This is a genomic window from Pseudomonas sp. EZ-C24 (genome assembly GCF_014525325.1).
GTDB classification, from domain to species: domain Bacteria; phylum Pseudomonadota; class Gammaproteobacteria; order Pseudomonadales; family Pseudomonadaceae; genus Aquipseudomonas; species Aquipseudomonas shirazensis.
This window is the reverse complement of record NZ_JACDIU010000026.1, coordinates 27,472-50,306: the sequence shown is the minus strand read 5'-3', so window position 1 is coordinate 50,306 and position 22,835 is coordinate 27,472. Positions and strand designations below refer to the sequence as shown.

The following is a 22,835-nucleotide window of genomic DNA, read 5'->3' as shown; positions in this document are numbered from 1 at the left end:
AGGCCGCAAAGCGGCCCCAGCAATCACAAGCCGAGCTTGACCATCCGGGCCCGCACCGAAGCTTCGATGCCAGCCGCGTCCAGCCCACATTCAGCCAGCATCTGCGCAGGTTTGGCGTGCTCGACGTAGGTATCTGGCAGGCCCAGGTGCAACAATTGCTTGAGCACCGCTTCGCGGCTGAGGAATTCGCCAACCGCAGCGCCAGCGCCGCCCATGATGGCGTTTTCTTCGATGGTCACCAGCAGCTCGTGGTTGGCCGCCAGTTCCAGCACCAGGGCCTCGTCCAGTGGTTTGACGAAACGCATGTCGACCACGGTCGCATCGAGCTTTTCAGCCACTTGCAGGGCTTCGCTCAGTTGCACGCCGAACACCAGCAAGGCCACGGTTTTGCCTTGGCGGCGAACCACGCCTTTACCGATCTCGATGGGCTCGAGGTCGGCACTGATCGGCGTGTTCGGGCCGGTCCCGCGAGGGTAACGCACGGCAGCCGGGCCGTTGTAACGGTGGCCGGTGCTGAGCATCTTGCGCAGCTCGTTCTCGTCGCTCGGGGTCATCACCAGCATGCCGGGGATGCAGCGCAGGTACGACAGATCGTAAGCGCCAGCGTGGGTCGGGCCGTCTTCGCCGACCAGGCCGGCGCGGTCGATGGCGAACAGCACATCGAGGTTTTGCACGGCCACGTCGTGAATCAGCTGATCGTAGCCACGCTGGAGGAACGTCGAGTAGATCGCCACCACCGGCTTGGCGCCTTCACAGGCCATACCGGCAGCCAGCGTCACCGCGTGCTGTTCGGCGATAGCTACGTCGAAATAGCGCTCGGGGTAACGCTCGCTGAACGCAACCAGGTCGGAGCCTTCTTTCATCGCCGGGGTGATACCCACCAGGCGCGGGTCGGCAGCCGCCATGTCGCACAACCACTGGCCGAACACTGCCGAGTACTTCGGCCCGCTGGCTTGCTGCGGCACTACTGGCTTGTCGGCGGGTTCGAGCTTGGTGATGGCGTGATAGACGATCGGGTCGACCTCGGCCGGAGCGAAACCCTTGCCCTTCTTGGTCACCACGTGCAGGAACTGCGGGCCCTTGAGGTCACGCATGTTGCGCAAGGTGGCGATCAGGGTCGGCAGGTCGTGGCCATCGATCGGGCCGATGTAGTTCCAGCCGAGCTCTTCGAACAGGGTGCCAGGGACCAGCATGCCCTTGGCGTACTCTTCGGTACGGCGGGCGATTTCCCAGGCGCCGGGCAGGCGCGAGAGGACCTTCTTGCTGCCTTCGCGCATGCTCGCATAGGTGCGGCTGGAGAGGATCTTGGCCAGGTAGTTGGACAAGCCACCGACGTTGCGCGAGATCGACATGTCGTTGTCGTTGAGGATCACCAGCATGTCGGCGTTGACTTCCTGGGCGTGGTTCAACGCCTCGAAGGCCATGCCGGCGGTCAGTGCGCCGTCACCGATCACCGCAATCGACTTGCGCGCGCTGTTTTGCAGGCGGGCGGCGATGGCCATGCCCAGCGCAGCGCTGATCGAGGTGCTGGAATGGCCCACGCCAAAGGTGTCGTACTCGCTCTCGGAGCGGCGCGGGAAGGCGGCGATGCCGTCCTTCTGGCGCAGGCTGAGCATGCGCTGGCGACGGCCGGTGAGGATCTTGTGTGGATAGGCCTGATGGCCGACGTCCCAGACCAGACGATCATCGGGGGTATCGAACACGTAGTGCAGGGCTACGGTCAGCTCGATCACACCGAGGCCGGCACCAAAGTGCCCGCCGGTCTGGCCTACGGTATAGAGCAACTCCTGGCGCAACTCGTCGGCCAGGTTCTCCAGGTCGGCTTCGGCCAGCCGGCGCAGGCCGGCGGGCGTGTCGGCGCGGTCCAGCAGCGGAGTGGCCGGGCGTTCGCGGGGGATCTCTTGAAACGTCGTGGGCATCAGGCGAGTCGTTATAGGTTTGAAGACCCGGCAGTTTACCCCATTGTTCGGCAAACTGCCCATTCACACAGGTTCAGCCGCCGCGCTGCCAATGCAACGCGAGCGGGTACTGCCAGTACTGTCAGTGGCGGCGCTCGACGATATAGCGGGCCAGCGCACGCAGGGGTTCGGCGTGCTCGCCAAAGCCGCTCAGCGCCGCCAGGGCCTGGTCACGCAGTTCGCCGGCATAGGCTTTGGCTGCGTCCAGCCCCAGCAGGGCCGGGTATGTTGGTTTGTCACGGGCTATGTCAGCACCCTGGCGTTTGCCCAGGGTCGCGGTATCGCTCTCGACATCGAGAATGTCGTCCTGCACCTGGAAGGCCAAGCCAACCGCGCGTGCATACACCTGCAATGCATCCAGCTGTGCTTGATCGGCGCGGGCGCTGGCCAGGGCGCCAAGGCGCACGCTGGCTTCGATCAAGGCACCGGTTTTGTGCCGGTGCATGTATTCCAGCGCCTGCTGATCCAGCTTGACCCCGACCGAGCCGAGGTCGATGGCCTGGCCGCCGACCATGCCGGCAGGGCCGGCAGCGTTGGCCAGAGTTTGCACCATGGCCTGGCGGATCGAGTCGGCTTGCGGGCTCAGGCCCGGGTCGAGCAGGGCGGTGAAGGCCAGGCTCTGCAAACCGTCGCCGGCAAGAATCGCACAGGCTTCGTCAAACGCCTTGTGGGTGGTCGGCTGACCGCGGCGCAGGTCGTCATCGTCCATCGCCGGCAGGTCATCATGAACCAGCGAATAAGCGTGGATCAGCTCGACCGCACAGGCTGCGCCGTTGGCTTGCTCGGCCGGCGTGCCGAAGGCTTCGCAGGCGGCATAGGCGAGCAATGGCCGCACGCGCTTGCCACCGTTCATCACGCTGTAGCGCATGGCCGCATACAGGCGCTGCAATTGTTCGGCAGGCGCTTGCAGCAGCGGTTCGAGGGCGGCGTCGACGCGGGCCTGGCAGCTGGCCTGATAGGCTTTGATCATGCTTCAGGCTCGGCGTCGAACGGCTGCGCGACAAGTTCGCCGTCGCGCTCGAGCAGAATCTGCACCTTTTGTTCGGCCTGGGCGAGCGCGCCCTGGCAGTCACGGGTCAGGGCGATGCCTTGCTCGAAGGCGGCCAGCGACTCTTCCAGCGACAGTTCACCGTTCTCCAGACGCTCGACCAGGGTTTGCAGGTCGGCGAGGGATTGCTCGAAATCGATGGAGGTTTTTTTGCGGGCCATGGCGACGGTCTCGGTGGCGATCTTAACGGCGCGACACTAGCAGAGGCAGGCATGCGGAGCAAATTCGACGGGCGTGAGCGGACCTACTGGCATGCAATAAATGCTGTCGCATTTTGTAGCACTTACCTTGGTGTGCTCATCTTGCGTTTTACAGACTTGTCCAATTGTCGCCCTCTGGTCCCTCTGACATAATCCCGCGCGCTCTATTCCGGTGCTTTACCGCCCCTCTCTCCACGTCACGTAACGGACTACGTTGTGAGCTTCCTTTCGATCGAATTTGGCCTCTGCTTTGCGTTGTTCTTCCTGCTCTACTGGAGCCTGTGTTGGAGCCTGCGTCTGCAGAACGCACTGCTGTTGGCGGCGAGCTATGGCCTGGTGGCCAGCTTCAGCCTGCAGTCGCTGTATATCCTGCTCGGTTACAGCGTGCTGGTGTACGCCCTCGGGCTGCTCGCGGCGCGCTATCCCGGGCGCTGGTTCATCAGCGGTTTGCTGCTGACGTTGGTGTTGGGCTGCTTCTATCTATTCAAGTATCAGGAGTTCTTCGTCAGCGGCGCACAAAACGCCCTGGCTGCGCTGGGCCTTGATGTGTCGTTGCCCATCGTCGAACTGCTGGTGCCGATCGGGCTGTCGTTCTATGCCTTTCACTCGGTCAGTTACCTGGTCTCGATCAACCGTCGCGAGCTGAGCACGTCGGCGCCGTTGGACCTTGCCCTGTATCTGGCGTTTTTCCCAAGCCTGGTGGCCGGCCCGGTCAATCGGGCCCTGCACATGCTGCCGCAGATTCGCCCCGAGGCGATGCGTCAGGTGCTGGAGCCGCAACGGGCGCTAGGGCTGATCGCCATGGCGGTGGTCAAGCTGTTCTTCCTCAGCGCCTGGCTTGGCAGCGAGTGGGTCGATCCGGTGTTCGACACTCCGGGCAGTGCCAGCCCCGAGCAGGTGTTGCTGAGCGTGTATGGCTACAGCCTGCTGATCTACTTCAACTTCAGCGGCTACACCAATCTGGTCACCGGCATTGCCCTGCTGCTGGGCTTCCGCCTGCCGGACAACTTCGCCGCACCCTACGCTGCGCACAATCTCAAGGAATTCTGGGGACGTTGGCATATCAGCCTGTCGCGGTTCATACGTGACTATGTCTATATCCCGCTGGGCGGCAACCGCCAGGGTGCCTGGCGCGGCAACCTGAACATGTTGCTGGCCATGCTGGTGTCCGGCTTGTGGCACGGCGCCAGCGCCAACTTCCTCATCTGGGGCGCGCTGCACGGCATTGGCCTGGCGATCTACAAGCTGTTCGCACAATCGGCGCCGGGCTTCGCCAAGGTGCCCGGGGCGGGCTTGCTGGCGCGCTTGCTGACCTTCCACTACGTGGCCTTTGCCTGGATCTTCTTCCGCAGCCCGACCCTCGACGGCGCCCTGGAGATGCTGGCGGATATCGCCCATGTCAGCCTGGCCGGGCTGAACTCGTCCAGCGGCGTGCTGATCCTTGCCTGCGTGCTGTATCTGGCCATTTATCCACAGTTGCTCAAGCTGCTCGAGCGCAGCCTGGCGGCCAGCCAACGCCTGCCGTGGCAGTTGTACCCGGTGCCGTTGGCGCTGTTCGTGTCGTTGATCATCTTCGCCTCGCAGTCGGGCGTACCGGGGTTCATCTATGCCAGCTTCTGATTCAGGGCAATTGCTGCGCGTGCAGTTGGACGCGGCCAAGGCGCTTTACGCGATCGTGGTGGTGATGGGCATCTTGTTCTGGCTCAACCAAGACTCGATCAAGCTCTACTGCCAACAAAAATATCACCAGAGCTGCGAGCTGCCGCTGGTTGGGCAAGCGCCGGCCTGGCGCTTCGGGGCCAGCCTGACCACAGCGTTGGGCGCGGCGCGCGACAGTTTCATCGCCAGCCTGGAGGGCGACAAGCAGGGGGTCGCGGCGCCAGCCACAACCGTGCTGGCGCCGAGCATGCCGGTGGTGACCGTCGATCTTGAACAACCGCTGCCTGCGGCCAGGCCCGAGCCTTTGCACAGGGTGGCCGAGCCTGGCGCAAGTGCGCCGCTGCCGGTTATCCAGCAGGCGCCAGTGCCTTTGGCGCAAACCGCTAGCAGCGTGGTTCTGGCCGCCGGTGACCAGGTGTTTCTGGTCGGTGACTCGTTGATGCAAGGGGTCGCCCCTCACCTGGCCAACAGCCTGCGCAAGCGTTACCAGATCAACACCGTCAACCTCAGCCGGCAGAGTACCGGCCTGGCTTATCCGGGCTTTTTCAACTGGCCGCAAACCGTCGCCGACACGCTGGCGCGGGAGCCGAACATCCGCCTGATGGTGGTGTTCCTCGGCCCCAACGATCCTTGGGACATGCCGCAAGGCAAGGGCAAGCCGTTCCTGCGCTTCAAGTCAGCGGAATGGGAGCTGGCCTACCGTGCCCGGATCGACGCTATCCTCGAACAGGCCCGCGCGCGAAATGTGCAGGTAATCTGGGTCGGGCCACCGAACATGAACCAGCCGCGGCTGTCTGCTGCAATGGCTTACCTGAGTGGCTTGTACCAACAACAGACGGCGCTGTTCGGCCAGCACTTCGTGTCCGCCAACCCGTTTCTGGGTTACCCCGACGAACAGTTCTCCTTCACCGTGCAAACGCCGGAAGGCAAGCGGGTCAAGGTGCGCTACGACGACGGTGTGCACTTCACCATTACCGGCCAGAAAATGATCGCTGCACAGGTACTGTCGCTGATCAGTTTTGCTGGCCTGACCGTTACAGGACACTGATATGCGCCCATGGCGTCACTTGCTGGGCCTGGCCCTGTTGATCAGCAGCATGCAAGGCTGCAGCGCTGGCGTAACCGCGCCGCCACAGCCGCAGCCGGTCAAACAGGCAAAAAACCCCAGCCCGACCCGGGACGGCAACGTCAGCCTGCTCGCGGGCAAGCTGCGCAACGCCGGCCGAGCGCCGGTGGCGATTGTCCAGCTGGGCGACTCGCATACCGCTGCAGACTTGTTCAGCGGCGAGCTGCGCCGGTTGCTGCAGGCGCGTTACGGTGACGGTGGCATTGGCCTGGTGCCGGCCACCGCCGTGCCCGGCATCCGCCATGACCGGGTGATCATCAACAGCGAGCCGCGGCAGTGGACGCTGGTGTCGGCGCGCAACCAGCAGAGCAGCCAGTTTCCGTTGGGTGGTTACTTGTCCATCCCGCAAGCGGCGCAGCCGGTGGTCACCCTCAAGGCGCGTGATGAGGACCACCAGCGCTATCGCATCTCTGCGTTGTACCAGGCAGCCAGCAACAGCACGCTGGTGGCCAATCGCACGCAGCGGCGCATGCTCCCGGCCACCGCCGGCAAGTGGCAACTGAGCCCGGCCTTCCCCAACCTCGGCTTGCCCGTGCAGATGAGCTTGCAGCCCAGCCAGGGCGTACTGCTCGGTGGCTGGTACATCCAAGGGCAGAAGAACAGCGGGGTGACCTTGTCGGCGTTGGGTATCAACGGCGCCCGCCTGGAGGTGGTCGACAAGTGGCAGCCAGGTTGGCAAGACAGCCTCAAGGCGCTGCGCCCCGACCTGGTGATCCTCGCCTACGGCACCAACGAGGCGTTTGACGACACCCTTGATCTGGCGCTGTACCAGACGCAACTGGACACCACCCTGACGCGATTGCGGCAGGACATGCCGCGCAGCGCGATCCTGCTGGTCGGCCCGCCGGACTCGATCAAGCAGCGCAAGGCGCGCAGCTGTGCAGCACGCCAGCCGCAGCCATTGGCCGCAGTTGTGCGCATCCAGCGTCAGCTGGCGCAGAAGCACAAGGCGTTGTTCTGGGATTGGCAGGGTTACATGGGTGGGCCGTGCTCGATTGCAACCTGGCAGGCACAGGGGCTGGCGCGGGGTGATCTGGTGCACCTGACCGCAGATGGCTATCGCAAGAGTGCGGCGGGCTTGTACCAGTTCCTGAAAGGTCCGCTAGGCTTGCGCTAGCGCGCTCAGGCTGGCACGGGGCAGGCCGCAGATACCGGCTCGCCCCGCGTCAGGTTGCGATCAGACGGCGACGGCTTCCAGCTGGATCAGCGCCACGCGGTACTGGGCCAACTCCTCGATGGTCAGCATCGGCATGCTGTTTTCACGCGCATACAAGGCCACCTGCTCGCCGCGGGCCATGCTGCCATCCGGGTTCATCAGTTCGCACAGCACGCCGGCCGGCCGCAGCCCGGCCAGGCGCGCCAGGTCGACCGTGCCTTCGGTGTGACCACGGCGGGTCAGCACGCCGCCATTGCGCGCCCGCAGCGGGAACACATGGCCCGGGCTGACGATATGGCGCTGTTCGGCGCTCGAGCTCAAAGCCGCCTGAATGGTGGTGATCCGATCATGCGCAGAAACACCAGTGGTGATGCCCTCGGCTGCCTCGATGGTGACGGTGAAACCGGTGCCATGGCGGGCCTGGTTGTTCTTCACCATCGGCGCCAGCTCGAGCGCGTCGACCGTGGCTTCGTCCAGGCACAGGCAAACGATACCGCTGCAATCGCGGATCATCATGGCCATGGTTTGCAGCGAGATGTTTTCGGCGGCGGCAATGATGTCCGCTTCGTCCTCGCGGTCATTGTCGTCGAGCAACAGGACCGGACGGCCTGCCTGGAATGCAGCCAGTGCGGCGGCAACATTGGGGAATTGCTGTTGGTGCTTGGGTGACATGAAACGCTCCTCGTGAAAAATCGATGAACGTCTCGGGGCGAACAAAACGCGCGCACAGGGGCACCTGATGGCCCCTGCCAAACGCCTTCTTTCATCCGGACTATGACCGTCGGCCCTGGAATCTCACCAGATCTGCTGTCCCCCGACCGGGTCGGGGCGCTCGCGGGCTCATCTTTCGATTTACCGCCGGTGGGGACTTGCACCCCGCCCTGAAGACCGGCTCAGCATACAGCACCGAGGCACCGGGCTGGCAAGCGCCGGCTCTGCGACTTTCGCCGTAGTCGGCGGTGGCAATTATTTACCGCCTCAGCCTGGCGAGCGTGCTGCAGCCTATCGACCCGCCCGACATCGGGCTGATCCTCAAGGAGCACACGCGCATGACCAGTCAATACCCATTCAGCGATGACGATGTGCAGAAAGCGTTCGATCAACTCAGCGTGACGCTGTTCGACGTACAACGTGATTTCGACCCTGACGACCACCAGTTGCCGAGCCCGAAAATACTGATCGTCGCCGGTGCGCAGGGCTCGGGCAAAACCTTCCTGCTGGAAAAAACCCTGCTACCCAGTGGGTCCTATGAGAACTACGTACGCCTATACCTGCCGGCGTTTCGTGAGTTGCACCCCAGTTACGCGCAGATGCAGGCGCAGGGTGTGCTCCATGTGTACGAGCACACCGAAAAGTTCATCTGGGCACTGGGCGAAAAAGTGTTCGCGTACGCCTTTGCCAACAAGTACAACATCATCATGGAGTCGGCGCTGGATAACATCGAATTTGCCAGATTTCCACCGGCGGCAACGGCAGCGGGCTACCGTTTCGAGGTCCATATGATCGCCTGCCAAAAGGAACTCAGCCATTGGGCAACGCTTGATCGAGTGGTCAAAAGCATCGAAACCAGCGAGCTTGAACGAGTGGTGTCATTGACCCAGATCGAGGAGGCGCAGTTCAACGCCAAGGCGATTCTGGATGCTTTCGAAAATGCCTGCACTCAAGTGCCCGGCTCGGAAATCACGCTCTACCAGCGCGACCTGCCGACCAACATGGAGCGCCAAGTGCTCTGCCACAGTACCTGCGACAGCTATGCAGAGCTCACGCCGCAGGCGGACTTCAAGGGCCAGCCGTTCGCTCAGGTGCCACATCTGGGCGTTAAGTTTGGCATCCTGCGCAATGCTCAGGCCAACTCCCCATGCGCTTATCTGCAGTATGCGCAAGTCGTTCACGCTGGGCTGATAAGCGAAGAGGTGCGCCAGAAAATGGTTCAGAAGTGTTGCGCTACATTGGCCAAAGCCCACCCGCTGATGCCCGCGATTCCGGCTGAGGTGTTCCGCGCCTTGTCCATGTATGTGCTCAAGTACGTCCATCCATAACGCAGCACACCGCCTGCTGATTACTTTGAAAGCGTTTCCAGCAGATGCGCGAGCGATGCAGGCAGCATTGCTCCGTGGCTCAGGTCATCGAAGCGTTGGTAAGAGACGTGCAGGCCGTTTACCTGGCCAAGCTCGGTCGCCAGCTCACGCATCGGCCGCTCGGCATCTGCCTGCTGCTGTCCACGCGGACTGGCTGGTTCGGCTGTGCCACGCATCAGCAGCAGGGACGGTCGAGCCTGACCCAGGCGCTGCAGCAGGCCTTGTGCCTCGCGCACAATCGCACCGTCATGCCACCACAGCGAGGGGCTGGCGGCTGCGTAGTGGCTGAACTCGCCTGGGCGGGTGAACAGCGCATGCAGGACCGCCAGGCCGCCGTAGGAGTGGCCCCACAGCGTCTGCCGGTTGGTGTCGATTGGCGCGACACTGGCGACCAGCGGGCGCATGCGCTGGCTGAGCAGGTCCAGAAACGCGTCGACACCACCGCTGGGCAGGCCCGTTAGCGGGTCGAGCTGTTCGGTCAAGCCAGTTACGGTAGGCGTGTAATCGAAGCTGCGCGCGTTTCGGTCAATGCGTTGCTCACCCTGATAACCCACGGCTACCAGCAGTGGGGCTTGTCCGTTGGCGAGTTTCTCCAACAGCCCCGGTTGCAGCACAGCCATCGCTGCATTGCCGTCGAGCATCCAAAGCACCGGGTAGCCGGCAGCCGGGGCCGGGCTGTCGGGTTGGCCGACCCACAATTGGTAGTGGCGCTTGCCATCGTCGGAGTCCAGCCTGAAGGTGCTGAAGCGATAGGCCTGACTATCGCTTTGCAGCCCGCTCGAATCGACCGTCTGCTCGCGGGCAGGAGGCGCTGCAAGCGTCTGGCCAATGACGACGGGGCCGAACAGGAGGGTAATCAGCAGCGGGACGATTTTCATCATGGGCTACCTGCGGGAGGGCGGGTGAATTGCGGGCATTAAAAAGCCGGCTTGTGGGCGGCTTCTCGATTGTCCGAGGATGTTTGCGATGATCCGCAACCCCTTACAAAATAAGAATTTTCTCCTGTAATCCTTCCAGTGACGTCCGCCCTCGTTCGCTGAAAACCGGTGCTGAGGTGTGGGTTAAGGTGTGGGTCTACAGGAGTTGAATGAGTGGGGAGCCTGACTATAAAAGGCATTGCGTGGATCATCAAGAAAGGCCAACCAGGCAAGACAGGGGATGGTGATGGTCTCTATCCCCAGATCAGCAAGGCGGGAGTACCTAGCTGGATCTATCGATATAAATCTGACGGCAAAAGCCGCGAGATGGGGTTGGGCCGCTACCCTGATGTCACATTGGCGGATGCGAAAGGCGCCGCGTCGGATCACCGGAAAATCCGCCTGTCCGGCGTAGACCCGCTTGAAGCACGGAATGGCGAGCGTCAGAAGCGTAAAGCTTCCGCGCAGGCCTCAGCAGAAACACCATCCTTTAGAGAACTGGCGCACAAATATCATCTGAAACACACGGAAGGGATGAGCGAAAAGTGGAAGAAGGGGTGGATAAGGAAGTTTGAGCTTCACGCTTTTGATTATAGATGAACTAAAACAAATTAAAATTCGCGATGCTGATGCTGCCCGCTTGCTCATCTATACGTGTGCTCGAACCATAATGGTGCGTTTCGCAGAGTGGCAAGAGATCGATCTAATAAAGAAGGGTTGGACTGTCCCCGGACTTAAGATGAAGATGACTGAAGATTTTAAAATTCCGCTGCCGCCTGTTGTGATCGGATTTCTGAGAACACTGCCTAGATACAAAAATACAACTTGTATTTTTCCAGGATTAGGTAAAGCTGGCGTTATGGGGGCTAATTAAATTCGTACGCTGCTTCATAAGATGGGGCATGCAGATGTCACCCGGCACGGATTTAGATCTTCAGGTAGAAATTGGGCAGCCGAGCAGACTAATTACCCTCGTGAGGTATGTGAGATGATGCTGGCCCACGACGAACGATCGAACAGAAAAAGCCTATAATCATACTGACTATTTTTGAAAACGCATGCCTCTTTTGGCTGATTGGACTGCCTATCTGTCATCCCATGGATCGGAAAGACGATCTACTGCGCACTTGTCATAACCCTAAATGGCGCTACACGGCAATCCCCGCAATCGTTGGCAGATGAAATTTATTCATCCGCCGACGTTGCAATCGGATCCAATTTTTTGCTAGCCTCCGGTTTCGGCTTACGGGCAGATTTTGGGTCGCGCATCGCGATCAGTGAAAAAATTGTCCGAAAGGATTGCCCTTGAGATGACTTAGCGATTCTTCGCGGTCCTGGTAATGCCTAAGAGTGCCCGTAAGCCACCTCATTTCCCGGCATGGCAGCAGTGAGTAATGAAGAAGATTGATGGTCTACGCGCAGCAAGAACTAAACCGGATCTTGCCCTGCTACTGAAAATCGATTCTTCTCATCTCACCAATGTCCTGTACAGATTGAAGCCTGAGACTCAGTACAAGAGTTTCACTATTCGTAAGAAAAGTGGCGGTGATCGCACTATTCAGGCACCCTCCGATGAATTGAAATCTATTCAGAAAGCTCTTTCGATTTTATTGCAAGACTGCGCTGAAGAAATTGAAAAATTAAAGGGGCCGAAATTTAAGTCTACTCTTGCTCATGGCTTTGTCCGCGAGCGATCAATTTTGACCAATGCGGTGATGCATTTAAATCGGAAAAATGTTCTAAACATTGATCTGAAAGATTTTTTTGATGGTTTTAACTTTGGTAGAGTTCGAGGCTTTTTTATCTCCAATAGGAATTTCCAGCTCGATCCTGCAGTCGCGACAGTAATTGCACAAATTGCTTGCTATGATAATAAGCTGCCTCAAGGAAGTCCGTGCTCCCCTGTTATCACAAATTTGATTACGCACTCTCTTGATATCCGGCTGGCATCTCTCGCAAAAGATAATTCATGCATTTATACGAGATATGCAGACGATATAACATTTTCGACTCGCGAGAAAGAGTTCCCTACTACCTTAATGGTGGAGGGTGCTAGCAGCTATACGCCAGGTCAACGGTTGCAATCAGAGATCAGACGAGCTGGATTTGAGATTAATCATCCGAAAACAAGAATTCAATACCGAGATTCACGCCAAGATGTAACGGGTCTGATCGTAAATAGAAAGCCTGGAGTTAAGAGCGAATATTGGAGAACGGTGCGATCCCAGTGTCATTCGCTCTTTAATACTGGGGCTTACAAGGAAAATGAGTCTGGATCTCCGGTAGAGGGAAATATTTTTGCCCTCGAAGGTAAATTGAATTTCATAGATCAGATTGATTTTTTTAATAGAAAGCGCAACAAGCCCGCTCTAAATCCCAACTACGAGCCGTCTAATCATGGCTCTAATACGCGAAAATTATTGAGTGGCCGTGAGCGTACGTTGAGTCGCTTCCTGTACTATAAGTATTTTTACGGCAATCTTAAGCCAACGATTATCTGTGAAGGTCAAACTGATAATATTTATTTGAAGGCAGCAATTAATAGGCTGGCTGTTGGTTATCCTAAGTTGGTTAGGCCAAAGACAGCTGCTGCGCCTTACGAATTGCTTGTTCAATTCATCAATTACACTGGTCGCACCAAGTTTTTGCTTGAGCTTGCAGGTGGCACTGACTATTTAAGAAAGTTTGTCGCGGAGTTTGGTGCCCATTTTAATTCTTACAAGGCTCCAGTTCCGACGCGCCCCGTTATATTGATACTTGATAATGATGATGGTTTCAATTCGATTGAGGGGATTTTGAAGGGCACTAAGTATAAGCCAACTATTTCTCCTTCCGGTTTAGCTGCTAATGAGTTCAGAAAGGCTGATTTCATTCGCGTGGCCTATAATCTTTATATTATCCTCACTCCATTGAAAGTTGGTGGAGCAAAGACTTCTATTGAGGATCTGTTTCCTCAAGATGTGCGGGATACTAAGCTGGGTGATAAAGTTTTCAATAAAGAAAATAAGATTGATACTGCAAAAGAATATGGCAAAGAATTTTTTGCCACAAAGGTTGTGGTTCCGAAAAGGAATGAGATCGATTTTTCTGGCTTTAATATCATTCTGACAAGAATGGTGCAGTGCATTGAGCACTTTTCTAAATTGAAATTGTAACTCCTGAGTTGTTGGTATGGTTCTAGTTCGCGATCACTCTCAAGCATAATAGCTGAATCGCTATCAACTACAGGTCTGACTCGCTGAGCAGGTCTGACGCCCGGCATCCCAAAGCCCTCGCAATTCTGAGGATGTTAAGGATCGTCACGTTGCGCTCCCCTCTCTCAATCTTCCCAAGATGCGCTCTGTCGATACCTGAGGCGTCTGCCAAGGCTTCTTGACTCAGCCCGACAACTTTTCTGCGAACACGGACTGTGTAGTGGTCAACTGATCCCGGACACAGTTTTGAGTTTTTCATCAGCTTTTGCCGGAGCCAGCCCATCGTTGAATTCATGCGGGCGGATCCAGTTGTAATGGCTCATTAAGTACTGGCTGATGTCTCGCTGTGCTTGCTGCCCAGTCAGGTACCCCGTGGTCGGTATCCACTCTGATTTCAAGCTGCGAAATACTCGCTCCATCGGCGCATTGTCCCAGCAATTTCCTCGGCGGCTCATACTCTGGCGGAATTGACGGCTGCCATATTGCGATTTCTGGTCGGAGTGGAACAGCATTCCTTGAGGTTTGCCAGGTTGTTCGTAAGCCCCGTCCAGCGCCTTGACCACGAGGTCTGCGTCCGGCTTTTCTGATAGGGCCCAGCCCACCACTCTGCGTGCATAGAGATCCAGGACAACTGCCAGATAGTGCCATTTGCCCTGCGCCCAAACGTAAGTGATGTCGCCACACCAGACCTGATTTGGCGCTTCGACATCAAACGCTCGGTTCAAAATATTCGAAATATCTGGCCGCTCCACTGTGGCCTTTTTGTACGCATGCGACCTTGGCTGCTTGCTCACCAACGCCAGCTCACGCATCAGGCTGCGCACCTTTAACCGGCTGATTTGCTCACCTTCTTCTTGCATCATTACCTTGATGCTACGGCTGCCGGGCGCACTTCGCCCCTGCGTGAACAACTCATTCACCCGACTGCGCAATCGCAGTCGCTCAACGTCCGGAGTTCGTCTTCTATGGCGATGTGCGTAGTAACTTGAGCGAGTGACTTCGAAGACCTCGCACAACCAATCAACGGGTTCATCGGCGCTGAGCTGACGGATCAGCGAGTACGCTCGAGATCTTCCGACATCAAGAGCGCGGTAACCTTTTTTAGTATCGATTTCTCACGTTCAAGACGCGTTACCCGAGCTTCAAGCTCTTGGATTTTCTGCTGCTCTGGGGTCAACGCTTTGCTGGTGGGCGTGATGCCGCCACGCTCCTGCTGAAGCTGGTTAACCCAACGGCGCAGGGCCGACTCGACCAAACCGAGCGAGCGGGCTGCTTCGGCATGACTGTAGCCTTGATCGAGCACTAGGCAGGCAGCTTCGCGTTTGAACTCAGGAGTAAAGGTACGGCGTTGCTTGGTCATCAGACACCTCTCTGTGGCGAGCATTCTCGCCTAAATGGGTGTCCGGTTTCATTAGACCACTACAGGGACAGGGACAGGGACAGGGGACAGAGCTATGGAGGGGTAAGGCAGAGGCGATTTATAGGAAGGGAAAAACGTGGGATTTAGGCAGTGGGCATCTTTCTCGCGCCCGCTCGTCGTCACGTCGCTAATTCTTATCAGCGATAAAGTGTGGGTCAAAGTGGGGGTCAAAACGAGGAGGAAGGCAGCGAAGTCCAGTGAATACGGGGGGTTGTGGAATTAAAAAGCCGGCTTGTGGCCGGCTTCTCGGGGACGATCTTGGCTCATTTTTGGTAAGCCGCAACCGCCTTAAACGGTATGACCTCAAGGGCCATGAAAAGAAGGCAGACGGCTGTGTCAGGCGTCGCCGAGCCCTCTGCAACGCGGCCTGGGCCGGTGTGGGGCGTAATGTGGGCCGAAGCATACTAGGGCTGGCAGCCGATGCCCAGCAAAAAATTGCACGGGGTATTTCAGGAGCTGGCCCGCTGGTTGAAATATGACCAGTGGAATACCCAGCCGATGATTTCCAGCCCTTGCTCCTGACGTTGCGCGAAGGTGTAGCGCTCGACCGCGTAGTTACGCTGGTCATGGCTGTGCAGGCATAGGGTGTCGTCGTGCTCGAGGCTGAGACAGTGCACCTTGAGCTGGCCGTTGTGCAGCAGGGCATAGGTTTGGCCATCGACTACGTGGGTGCTGCCGCGGTCGATGGCAATGATCGCGTCCTGCGGGATCATCGGCGCCATGTTGCCGGCGGGCATGAGCATGCAGATCGCTCGCTGAGGGAACACGCCGAGGGTTTCCAGGGACTGTGCCGGCAGGGTCAGGTGGCCCTGCATGTCAGGTGACAGCTGGTTACCGTGCAGCCGGTACAGGGAGATCCGCAGCAGCCGGCCGTCCAGGTCGAGCAGCGAGGTGGGTTGGTGCACTGCCTCGGCGCAGACGCCGCTCTGGCGCAGGATGGCGCTGTGGTATTTGGGCCCTACGCCGTTCATCAGCCAGCGCCGGTGCACGCAGAACAGATCGGCCATTTCGTCCATGCGTGCCAGAGGCACACCGCGTTTGAACCAATTGTTGACGTGCTGGGGGGTAACGCAACGCTGGGCGGCGAAATCGGAAGGGGTCAGGTCGCATTCTTGCAGGAGTGCCTTGAGGCGATCGCCGGATGTCGTCATGGGCGAAGTTTAACGGGGGCAGAGCGGCAGGAAAATGAACTGAGGGTTTGATTTTGTTGTGGGAAAACAGAGGGTTTGTAGGAAGGATCCTAGGACGGATTTTGTGCGAGGGAATCTGCAGCAGGGAAGAGTAGGCATGAAAAGGGGCGCAGAGCGCCCCTAGACACATGGTCTGAACGGCATCACCGCTCAGACTTGTTCGGCTCAGCCCTTGTAGGCAGCAACCGATTTGGTGATCGCTTCACGGGCGGCATCGGCGCCGGCCCAGCCTTCGATCTTGACCCATTTGCCCTTCTCGAGATCTTTGTAGTTCGCGAAGAAGTGCTCGATCTGCTGGATCAGCAGCGCTGGCAGGTCGGTGTACTCTTTGACGTCGACGTACAGCTGCGACAGCTTGTCGTGCGGGACAGCGATGACCTTGGCGTCGCCGCCGCCATCGTCGGTCATGTTCAGCACGCCGACCGGACGGGCGCGGATGACCGAGCCTGGCGCTACCGGGTACGGAGTCACGACCAGCACGTCGAGCGGATCACCGTCGTCGGCCAGGGTGTTGGGGATGAAGCCGTAGTTGGCCGGGTAGAACATCGGGGTGGCCATGAAACGGTCGACGAACAGGGTGTCGCTGTCCTTGTCGATCTCGTATTTGATCGGGGCGTGGTTAGCCGGGATTTCGATGGCGACGTAGATGTCGTTCGGCAGGTCTTTGCCAGCCGGAATCTTGCTGTAGCTCATTGGGCAGGGCCCCCGTGTCTGTTCAGAAAATTGGCGGCGATTATAGGCATATTCCGCCAGTGCACGCCACGCCCTGCCTGATGTGTGGCCAGCTCAGGGCTGACTGGCGCAATACTGCGGATCTTCGGCCTGCAGCCGGCTCAGGCGGGCCAGCGGGTCCTGCCGGTAGAACTGGACCAATTGCTGATAGACCTGCGGATACGCCTGTTGTAGCAGGTCAGGCCCACTAAAGAAGTATTCGCTGGTGACGGCGAAAAACTCTGCAGGATTCTCCGCGGCATAGGGGTCAATTGCGGTCTCGGCATCCGGGTTGGCATCAAGCTGGCGGTTGAGGTCGTCGTAGGCGCTCTGCATCGCAGCCGACCAGTCGCCGACGTGCATGCCGTGGTGCAGCGGCGGCAGGCCGTTGGCATCGCCATTGAGCATGTCGAGTTTGTGCGCCAGCTCGTGGATCACCAGGTTGTAGGCCTCCCAGCCGCCACCGGCGAGTACCCCGTCCATTGCCAGAATGACCGGCCCCTGTTGCCAGGCTTCGCCGCTGTGCTCGCCGTCATAGACGTGCTCGACGCCGCTGGCATCGCGGTGGCGCTGGGGGCTTTTGAAGTCGTCGGGGTAGAGGATGATCTCGTGAAAACCCTGATACCAGTCAAGATCCCCCAGGTGCAGCAACGGCAGTTGCGCCTGGGCGGCGAGCAGCAGGCGCTGCTCGTCATCCAGTTCGAACCCGGGCAGGCAGGTCAGGTGTTTGGCATGCAGAAACAGCACGCAGGCCTCACGCAGCCAGTGGTCTTCCTCGGCGGTTATGCCATCGAGCACCGGCAGGCGCTGGCGCACGGCCTGCCACAACTGCGCATCGATTGGGTAGCGCGCCAGGGTGCGCCGGCGCCGCCAGGCGCGTAACGACCACATGTGCCGATCAGTGCGCCTTGGCCGCGCGACCGAAGCGGCCACGCAGCAGGCCGAGCAGCATCGGCACCAGCGACAGGACGATGATCACCACCACCATCAGCGACAGGTGCTGCTTGATGAACGGCACGTTGCCGAAGAAGTAGCCCAGGGTGACCAAGCCGCCGACCCAGAGCAGCGAACCGGCCACGCTGAAAGTCAGGAAACGCGGGTAGTGCATGTGGGCGATGCCGGCGACAAACGGCGCAAAGGTACGCAGGATCGGCAGGAAGCGCGCCAGGGTCACGGTCTTGCCGCCATGCTTGTCGTAGAAATCATGGGTCCGCTGCAGGTAGTCGCGGCGGAAGATCTTCGAGTTGGGCTTGTTGAACAAACGTTCACCGGCCGTGCGGCCTATCACGTAGTTGGTGCTGTCGCCGAGGATCGCTGCGGCCATCAACAGGCCGGCCAGCAGCACCGGGTCCATGCCACCACCGGCCGCCACTGCACCGGCAATGAACAGCAGCGAGTCGCCCGGCAGGAATGGCATCACCACCAGCCCGGTTTCGCAGAAGATCACCGCGAAGAGAATGGCGTAGATCCACGGGCCGTAGTTGTTCACCAGCAGATCAAGGTAGGCATCGAGATGCAGGATGAGGTCAAGCGGGTTGAAATCCATGTACAGCACCTGTGTTCTTGACCCGCGACAACGGGCGCGCAAAGACGGAAATCGGCTACGCATGTGTGAGCGTAGGTAAACTTTCACACATGTAAAAAAGGGATTATACGGACAAGCTGGGATCGTGCCCGGGGAGATTGTAGCGGCGGATTACCGGCCGGCGGCAAAGGTGGTGGCGCTGGTGTCTGCAGCAGCGGCTGCACGCCGCTGCCACAGCGCGATCAATCCGAGTTGATCGGCAGGGTGTAGTTCTTGAACTCGGTGTCCTCGCGAAAGCCCATAGACTCGTAGGTTTTCATGGCGACCTGATTGTCGGTGCTGGTCGATACGCGCATGCGCACGGCGTTGGTTTCCTTGGCCATCTTCTTTGCTTCACGCATCAGGTGGTCGGCTACCAGCATTCGCCGGGCATCTTCGGCGACATAGATGTCATTGAGGATCCACACACGCTTGAGCGACAGCGACGAGAAGCTTGGATACAGCTGGCAGAAGCCCAGCAGCTTGCTGTCGTCGACATCGTCATCGGCGAAGGCCAGATAGATCACCGACTCCTCCAGCCGCAGGCGCTTTTCGAGAAAGCTGCGTGAGCTGTCCGGGTAGGGCAGTTGCCCGTAGTACTCGCGGTATTTGACGAACAATGGGTTGAGCAGGTCGAGATGTGCCAGGGTTGCCTTGATGATGCGCATGTACGGCCCTCAGAGTCCATTTAGGCAAACGACAGGTTGCCGACAACGTTCGCGCCCATGCTGCCCCAAAGCAGGCGCGAAGCGCAATCCAGCCGCCAGCAGTGATAACTACTGTTCGCCGAGCAAAAAGTTACCGCGTTTTGCGCTGGGGTCTGACGAGTCGAGGCTCAGTACCTCGGCTTCGTCCTTGAGGTTCACGCCCGACAGCTGGCGCCGACACGCTTCGCGCATCAGATACAACAGGCGATGCGCGGCCATGCCGTAGCTCAACCCCTCTAAACGCACGTTGGAGATGCAGTTGCGATAAGCATCGGTCAGGCCGACCTTGGGCGCGAAGGTGAAGTACAGGCCCAGGCTGTCGGGCGAGCTCAGCCCCGGTCGTTCGCCGATCAGCATGACCGTCATGCGTGCACCGAGCAACTGGCCGACCTCGTCGGCGACCGCGACGCGGCCTTGTTCGACCAGCACCACCGGTGCGCTGCTCCAGCCATCGGCTGCGGCCTGCTCTTCAAAGCGGCTGAGAAACGGCAAGGTATGCCGATGCACCGCCAGCGCAGAAAGGCCATCGGCCACGACGATAGCCAGATCGACCCCGCCGGGGTTGGCCTTTACGTGCTCGCGCAGTTGTTCGACCGAGGCTTCATTTAGCCGTCGACCCAGGTCAGGGCGCTGCAGGTACTGGTCGCGATCACTGGCGGCGCTGTGCAGCAGCAGGCTTTCGCGGCCGCGGTCGCTGAGCTGACTGCGCAGCCCGGCGTGGTCGAACGGCAGGTGCACGGCATCGCGGGCCTGGGCGTGGGCGAACTGGAAATCCAGCTGGGCGCTGGTCGGCAGGCTGATGCCGCTGCGGCCCAGGGCGATGCGCGCCGGAGTCAGGCTGCGCAGGGCCAGCCAGGGGTTGTCGGTGGTTGGTGGGTGCTGATCCATGGTCATCCCTATGCGAGCTGCGCCAAGGCCTGGCAAAAAGCGGGCGGCAGGTTGTCGCCAAAGCGAATGCGGCCATCGGCCTGGGTGAAGATGCCGGTGCGCTCCAGCCAGGCTTCGAATTCCGGCCCGGGCTTGAGGCCAAGGGTCTGGCGCGCGTAGAGGGCGTCGTGGAACGAGGTGGTCTGGTAGTTGAGCATGATGTCGTCGGAACCGGGGATGCCCATGATGAAGTTGATCCCGGCGACCCCCAGCAGGGTCAACAGGGTGTCCATGTCGTCCTGATCGGCTTCGGCGTGGTTGGTGTAGCAGATGTCGCAACCCATCGGCACACCGAGCAGCTTGCCGCAGAAGTGGTCTTCGAGGCCGGCACGGATGATCTGCTTGCCGTTGTACAAGTACTCCGGGCCGATGAAACCGACCACGGTATTGACCAGAAACGGCTTGAAGTGGCGCGCCACGGCGTAGGCGCGGGTTTCGCAGGTCTGCTGGTCGACGCCATGGTGGGCGTTGGCCGACAGCGCGCTGCCCTGGCCGGTCTCGAAATACATCAGGTTCTGCCCGACGGTGCCACGCTTGAGCGACAGGCCGGCTTCATAGCCTTCCTGCAAGACATTGAGGTTGATGCCAAAGCTGGCGTTGGCCGCTTCGCTGCCGGCGATCGACTGGAACACCAGGTCCAGCGGCACGCCGCGGTTGATCGCCTCGATCGAGGTGGTGACGTGGGTCAGCACGCAGGCCTGGGTCGGGATCTGGTAGCGCTGGATGATCGCATCGAGCATTTCCAGCATGGCGCAGATCGACGAAATGCTGTCGGTGGCCGGGTTGATGCCGATCATCGCATCGCCGTTGCCGTACAGCAGGCCGTCGAGAATGCTCGCGGCGATCCCGGCTGGCTCATCGGTCGGATGGTTGGGCTGCAGGCGGGTCGACAGGCGTCCGCGCAAACCCATGGTGCCGCGAAACTGAGTGACTACGCGGATCTTCTGCGCGACCAGGATCAAGTCCTGTACCCGCATGATCTTCGACACCGCCGCGGCCATTTCCGGGGTCAGGCCAGGCGCGAGGGCGCGCAGGCTGTCTTCATCGGCCTGCTCGCCGAGCAGCCAGTCGCGCAAGCCGCCAACGGTCAGGTGGCTGACCGGGGCGAAGGCCTCAGCGTCGTGGCTGTCGATGATCAGGCGGGTGACTTCGTCCTCTTCGTAGGGGATCAGCGCTTCGCTTAAAAAGTGCGTGAGGGGGATATTGGCCAGGGCCATCTGCGCGGCGACGCGTTCGCCGTCATTTTCGGCGGCGACTCCGGCGAGGAAGTCACCGGAGCGGGCCGGGCTGGCCTTGGCCATGACTTCCTTGAGGCTGTCGAAGCGGTAGACCAGATGGCCTACCGTGTGTACGAAACTTGCCATACAGACTCTCCAGAGCGCCGCAGGCAGGGCCTGCGGCGCATAGCGGCAATCAGTGCAAGGCCTCTTCGGCCTTCTGGATCGCAGCGAACTCTTCTTCCGGTGTGCCCGCTACCAGGTGGTGACGGCTGTAGAACGCAAAGTAGGCAATCAATACTGCATAGATCACCGCAGCGCCAATTACCACTCGCGGATCGACCAGGAACCCGGCAATCACCGCCACGCAGGCCAGCACCAGCGCCACGCCCGAGGTGAAGATGCCGCCCGGGGTGCGGTACGGGCGGTCCATTTTCGGCCGGCGGATACGCAGGGTGATGTGCGCCGCCATCATCAATACATACGACAGCGTCGCGCCGAAAACCGCGACCAGAATCAGCAGATCACCTTGACCGGTCAGCGACAGCGCGAAACCGATGATGCCCGGGATGATCAGCGCCAGTACCGGCGCCTTGCTCTTGTTGGTCTGCGACAACTTGCGCGGCAGGTAGCCGGCGCGCGACAGGGCGAAGATCTGCCGGGAGTAGGCATAGATGATCGAGAAGAAGCTGGCGATCAAACCGGCCAGGCCGACCAGGTTGACGAAGCCGCCCATCCAGGTCGAACCGCCGTAGGCTTTCGACAGGGCTTCGACCAACGGGTTACCCGAGGCTTTCAGCGCTTCCGAGCCGGCTCCGCCGGGGCCGATCACCAGAATCAGCAGGGCAAACGCCAGCAGCACCAGCATCGCGCCGATCAGGCCACGCGGCAGGTCACGTTTCGGGTTCTTGGTTTCTTCGGCAGCCAGCGGCACGCCTTCGACCGCGAGGAAGAACCAGATCGCATAGGGGATTGCCGCCCACACACCGAGGTAGCCAAACGGCAGGAAACTGCTGGCGCCGGCGGCGTTGGTTGGAGCGATGTCAAACAGGTTGGCCGCATCAAAATGGGGCACCATGCCGAGCAGGAACACCACCAGGGCAATCGCTGCCACCGCGGTGATGATGAACATCAGCTTCAATGCCTCGCCGACCCCAAAGATGTGGATGCCGATGAAGATGATGTAGAAGGCCAGGTAGATCATCCAGCCGCCAATGCCGAACAGCGACTCGCAGTAGGCGCCGATAAACACCGCAATCGCCGCGGGGGCAATGGCGTACTCGATCAGGATCGCGGTGCCGGTGAGAAAACCGCCCCACGGGCCGAACGCACTGCGGGCAAAGCCGTAGCCACCGCCGGCGGTAGGGATCATCGACGACAGTTCGGCCAGCGAGAAGCACATGCACAGGTACATCGTCGCCATCAGCAAGGTGGCGAGGAACATGCCGCCCCAGCCGCCTTGGGCCAGGCCGAAGTTCCAGCCGGCGTAGTCACCGGAGATCACATAGGCGACCCCGAGACCGACCAGCAGGACCCAGCCGGCGGCGCCTTTTTTCAATTCGCGTTGCTGGAAATAGTCGGAGCCGACCTTTTCGAAATCGACGGAAGAAGTAGCCGGCGTACCGGCGGGATGATCGCTTGGCATTGGATTCACCAGTTATTTTTTTTGGGGGCCGAAGGGAGTGCGGCCACTTGGTGATTTGTCTTGCATGAAGCGCGCCAGAGCGGTTGCTGCTCTGGGGGGGTGGTGTGTCATCGCCATT

22 protein-coding genes and 1 riboswitch are annotated in these 22,835 nt (G+C 59.8%); of the genes, 7 read left to right on the top strand and 15 right to left on the bottom strand.

The window, feature by feature from the left end; translation table 11 throughout:
* Positions 1-23: 23 nt before the first annotated feature.
* The 3 genes from dxs to IDM28_RS19960 all read right to left on the bottom strand — a co-directional run bounded on the left by dxs (position 24) and on the right by IDM28_RS19960 (position 3,167).
* The gene (gene dxs, locus IDM28_RS19970; RefSeq protein WP_150570991.1) at positions 24-1,919 is read right to left on the bottom strand and encodes a 1-deoxy-D-xylulose-5-phosphate synthase; all 1,896 of its coding nucleotides are present in this window, start codon (positions 1,917-1,919) and stop codon (positions 24-26) included.
* A 121-nt stretch (positions 1,920-2,040) separates the two neighbouring features.
* Positions 2,041-2,928, bottom strand: coding sequence for a (2E,6E)-farnesyl diphosphate synthase (gene ispA, locus IDM28_RS19965; RefSeq protein WP_188036744.1), 888 nt, complete (start codon positions 2,926-2,928; stop codon positions 2,041-2,043).
* Positions 2,925-3,167 carry an exodeoxyribonuclease VII small subunit gene (locus IDM28_RS19960; protein WP_188036743.1) on the bottom strand — a complete coding sequence of 81 codons (243 nt, stop codon included), beginning with the start codon at positions 3,165-3,167 and terminating at the stop codon, positions 2,925-2,927. Before IDM28_RS19960 ends, ispA begins: the two co-directional genes overlap by 4 nt.
* 255 nt (positions 3,168-3,422) lie before the next feature.
* Here IDM28_RS19960 and IDM28_RS19955 point away from each other — a divergent pair, with 255 nt between their 5' ends.
* Genes IDM28_RS19955 through IDM28_RS19945 form a run of 3 tightly spaced genes read left to right on the top strand, consistent with a single transcriptional unit; the run spans position 3,423 to position 7,108 of the window.
* The gene (locus IDM28_RS19955; RefSeq protein WP_188036742.1) at positions 3,423-4,826 is read left to right on the top strand and encodes an MBOAT family O-acyltransferase; all 1,404 of its coding nucleotides are present in this window, start codon (positions 3,423-3,425) and stop codon (positions 4,824-4,826) included.
* Positions 4,813-5,913, top strand: a complete 1,101-nt coding sequence (locus IDM28_RS19950) for a DUF459 domain-containing protein (protein WP_188036741.1) — start codon at positions 4,813-4,815, stop codon at positions 5,911-5,913. Before IDM28_RS19955 ends, IDM28_RS19950 begins: the two co-directional genes overlap by 14 nt.
* A 1-nt stretch (position 5,914) precedes the next feature.
* A complete protein-coding gene (locus tag IDM28_RS19945) occupies positions 5,915-7,108 on the top strand; it encodes an SGNH/GDSL hydrolase family protein (protein WP_188036740.1) in 1,194 nt (397 codons plus the stop codon).
* 60 nt (positions 7,109-7,168) lie between these two features.
* Here IDM28_RS19945 and ribB read toward each other — a convergent pair whose 3' ends face one another.
* Complete coding sequence (gene ribB, locus IDM28_RS19940; RefSeq protein ID WP_188036739.1) at positions 7,169-7,819, bottom strand: 3,4-dihydroxy-2-butanone-4-phosphate synthase; 651 nt, start codon at positions 7,817-7,819, stop codon at positions 7,169-7,171.
* Positions 7,820-7,898: 79 nt separating this feature from the next.
* Positions 7,899-8,040, bottom strand: a riboswitch (FMN riboswitch).
* A gap of 156 nt (positions 8,041-8,196) precedes the next feature.
* On the opposite strand from ribB, the gene IDM28_RS19935 reads away from it, so the two are divergent.
* On the top strand, positions 8,197-9,186 hold the full coding sequence (locus IDM28_RS19935; RefSeq protein ID WP_181107895.1) for a zeta toxin family protein: 990 nt from the start codon (positions 8,197-8,199) through the stop codon (positions 9,184-9,186).
* Positions 9,187-9,206: 20 nt separating this feature from the next.
* On the opposite strand, the gene IDM28_RS19930 is transcribed toward IDM28_RS19935, so the two are convergent.
* Positions 9,207-10,103, bottom strand: coding sequence for an alpha/beta hydrolase (locus IDM28_RS19930; protein WP_188036764.1), 897 nt, complete (start codon positions 10,101-10,103; stop codon positions 9,207-9,209).
* Positions 10,104-10,316: 213 nt separating this feature from the next.
* Here IDM28_RS19930 and IDM28_RS24065 point away from each other — a divergent pair, with 213 nt between their 5' ends.
* The 3 genes from IDM28_RS24065 (at position 10,317) to IDM28_RS19920 (ending at position 13,297) form a co-directional block, all read left to right on the top strand.
* Positions 10,317-10,742 (top strand): Arm DNA-binding domain-containing protein, encoded by a 426-nt coding sequence (locus IDM28_RS24065; RefSeq protein WP_316937019.1) that lies wholly within the window; start codon positions 10,317-10,319, stop codon positions 10,740-10,742.
* Positions 10,714-11,016, top strand: a complete 303-nt coding sequence (locus IDM28_RS24060; protein WP_316937018.1) for a hypothetical protein — start codon at positions 10,714-10,716, stop codon at positions 11,014-11,016. Before IDM28_RS24065 ends, IDM28_RS24060 begins: the two co-directional genes overlap by 29 nt.
* Positions 11,017-11,536: 520 nt before the next feature.
* Positions 11,537-13,297 carry a retron Ec67 family RNA-directed DNA polymerase/endonuclease gene (locus tag IDM28_RS19920; protein ID WP_188036738.1) on the top strand — a complete coding sequence of 587 codons (1,761 nt, stop codon included), beginning with the start codon at positions 11,537-11,539 and terminating at the stop codon, positions 13,295-13,297.
* Positions 13,298-13,364: 67 nt separating this feature from the next.
* On the opposite strand, the gene IDM28_RS19915 is transcribed toward IDM28_RS19920, so the two are convergent.
* From IDM28_RS19915 to eat, 10 genes are all read right to left on the bottom strand, one after another.
* Entirely contained in the window at positions 13,365-13,595 is a 231-nt protein-coding gene (locus IDM28_RS19915) for a helix-turn-helix domain-containing protein (protein WP_188036737.1), read from the bottom strand.
* Positions 13,561-14,696, bottom strand: a protein-coding gene (locus IDM28_RS19910) for an IS3 family transposase (RefSeq protein ID WP_188036736.1) whose coding sequence is annotated in 2 segments (ribosomal slippage) — positions 13,561-14,441 and positions 14,441-14,696 — 1,137 coding nt in all. Because the reading frame shifts where the segments join, the coding sequence is not laid out codon by codon here. The genes IDM28_RS19915 and IDM28_RS19910 overlap by 35 nt, the downstream gene beginning before the upstream one ends.
* A 509-nt stretch (positions 14,697-15,205) precedes the next feature.
* Complete coding sequence (locus IDM28_RS19905) at positions 15,206-15,907, bottom strand: helix-turn-helix transcriptional regulator (RefSeq protein WP_188036735.1); 702 nt, start codon at positions 15,905-15,907, stop codon at positions 15,206-15,208.
* A gap of 204 nt (positions 15,908-16,111) precedes the next feature.
* On the bottom strand, positions 16,112-16,639 hold the full coding sequence (ppa, locus tag IDM28_RS19900) for an inorganic diphosphatase (protein WP_101322289.1): 528 nt from the start codon (positions 16,637-16,639) through the stop codon (positions 16,112-16,114).
* A gap of 93 nt (positions 16,640-16,732) precedes the next feature.
* Positions 16,733-17,548, bottom strand: coding sequence for a zinc-dependent peptidase (locus IDM28_RS19895; protein WP_188036734.1), 816 nt, complete (start codon positions 17,546-17,548; stop codon positions 16,733-16,735).
* Positions 17,549-17,555: 7 nt separating this feature from the next.
* Positions 17,556-18,203 carry a DedA family protein gene (locus IDM28_RS19890; RefSeq protein ID WP_101322287.1) on the bottom strand — a complete coding sequence of 216 codons (648 nt, stop codon included), beginning with the start codon at positions 18,201-18,203 and terminating at the stop codon, positions 17,556-17,558.
* Between the two features lie 221 nt (positions 18,204-18,424).
* Positions 18,425-18,889: a GNAT family N-acetyltransferase gene (locus IDM28_RS19885; RefSeq protein WP_101322286.1), complete on the bottom strand. Its 465-nt coding sequence runs from the start codon at positions 18,887-18,889 to the stop codon at positions 18,425-18,427.
* Positions 18,890-18,997: 108 nt separating this feature from the next.
* Complete coding sequence (eutC, locus tag IDM28_RS19880) at positions 18,998-19,816, bottom strand: ethanolamine ammonia-lyase subunit EutC (protein WP_188036733.1); 819 nt, start codon at positions 19,814-19,816, stop codon at positions 18,998-19,000.
* 8 nt (positions 19,817-19,824) lie between these two features.
* Entirely contained in the window at positions 19,825-21,219 is a 1,395-nt protein-coding gene (locus tag IDM28_RS19875) for an ethanolamine ammonia-lyase subunit EutB (RefSeq protein WP_188036732.1), read from the bottom strand.
* Between the two features lie 49 nt (positions 21,220-21,268).
* The gene (gene eat, locus IDM28_RS19870) at positions 21,269-22,717 is read right to left on the bottom strand and encodes an ethanolamine permease (protein WP_101322284.1); all 1,449 of its coding nucleotides are present in this window, start codon (positions 22,715-22,717) and stop codon (positions 21,269-21,271) included.
* Positions 22,718-22,835: the final 118 nt, after the last annotated feature.

What these genes read in the sequence shown, in the direction of transcription:
- IDM28_RS19935 (WP_181107895.1), top strand. Translation starts at nt 8,197, where the DNA reads ATGACCAGTCAATACCCATTCAGCGATGACGATGTGCAGAAAGCGTTC.
- IDM28_RS19885 (WP_101322286.1), bottom strand. Translation starts at nt 18,889, where the DNA reads ATGCGCATCATCAAGGCAACCCTGGCACATCTCGACCTGCTCAACCCA.
- IDM28_RS19895 (WP_188036734.1), bottom strand. Translation starts at nt 17,548, where the DNA reads ATGTGGTCGTTACGCGCCTGGCGGCGCCGGCGCACCCTGGCGCGCTAC.
- IDM28_RS19875 (WP_188036732.1), bottom strand. Translation starts at nt 21,219, where the DNA reads ATGGCAAGTTTCGTACACACGGTAGGCCATCTGGTCTACCGCTTCGAC.
- ppa (WP_101322289.1), bottom strand. Translation starts at nt 16,639, where the DNA reads ATGAGCTACAGCAAGATTCCGGCTGGCAAAGACCTGCCGAACGACATC.
- eat (WP_101322284.1), bottom strand. Translation starts at nt 22,717, where the DNA reads ATGCCAAGCGATCATCCCGCCGGTACGCCGGCTACTTCTTCCGTCGAT.
- IDM28_RS19890 (WP_101322287.1), bottom strand. Translation starts at nt 18,203, where the DNA reads ATGGATTTCAACCCGCTTGACCTCATCCTGCATCTCGATGCCTACCTT.
- ribB (WP_188036739.1), bottom strand. Translation starts at nt 7,819, where the DNA reads ATGTCACCCAAGCACCAACAGCAATTCCCCAATGTTGCCGCCGCACTG.
- ispA (WP_188036744.1), bottom strand. Translation starts at nt 2,928, where the DNA reads ATGATCAAAGCCTATCAGGCCAGCTGCCAGGCCCGCGTCGACGCCGCC.
- IDM28_RS19915 (WP_188036737.1), bottom strand. Translation starts at nt 13,595, where the DNA reads ATGAAAAACTCAAAACTGTGTCCGGGATCAGTTGACCACTACACAGTC.
- IDM28_RS19905 (WP_188036735.1), bottom strand. Translation starts at nt 15,907, where the DNA reads ATGACGACATCCGGCGATCGCCTCAAGGCACTCCTGCAAGAATGCGAC.
- IDM28_RS19950 (WP_188036741.1), top strand. Translation starts at nt 4,813, where the DNA reads ATGCCAGCTTCTGATTCAGGGCAATTGCTGCGCGTGCAGTTGGACGCG.
- dxs (WP_150570991.1), bottom strand. Translation starts at nt 1,919, where the DNA reads ATGCCCACGACGTTTCAAGAGATCCCCCGCGAACGCCCGGCCACTCCG.
- IDM28_RS19920 (WP_188036738.1), top strand. Translation starts at nt 11,537, where the DNA reads ATGAAGAAGATTGATGGTCTACGCGCAGCAAGAACTAAACCGGATCTT.
- IDM28_RS19930 (WP_188036764.1), bottom strand. Translation starts at nt 10,103, where the DNA reads ATGAAAATCGTCCCGCTGCTGATTACCCTCCTGTTCGGCCCCGTCGTC.
- eutC (WP_188036733.1), bottom strand. Translation starts at nt 19,816, where the DNA reads ATGGATCAGCACCCACCAACCACCGACAACCCCTGGCTGGCCCTGCGC.
- IDM28_RS19945 (WP_188036740.1), top strand. Translation starts at nt 5,915, where the DNA reads ATGCGCCCATGGCGTCACTTGCTGGGCCTGGCCCTGTTGATCAGCAGC.
- IDM28_RS19960 (WP_188036743.1), bottom strand. Translation starts at nt 3,167, where the DNA reads ATGGCCCGCAAAAAAACCTCCATCGATTTCGAGCAATCCCTCGCCGAC.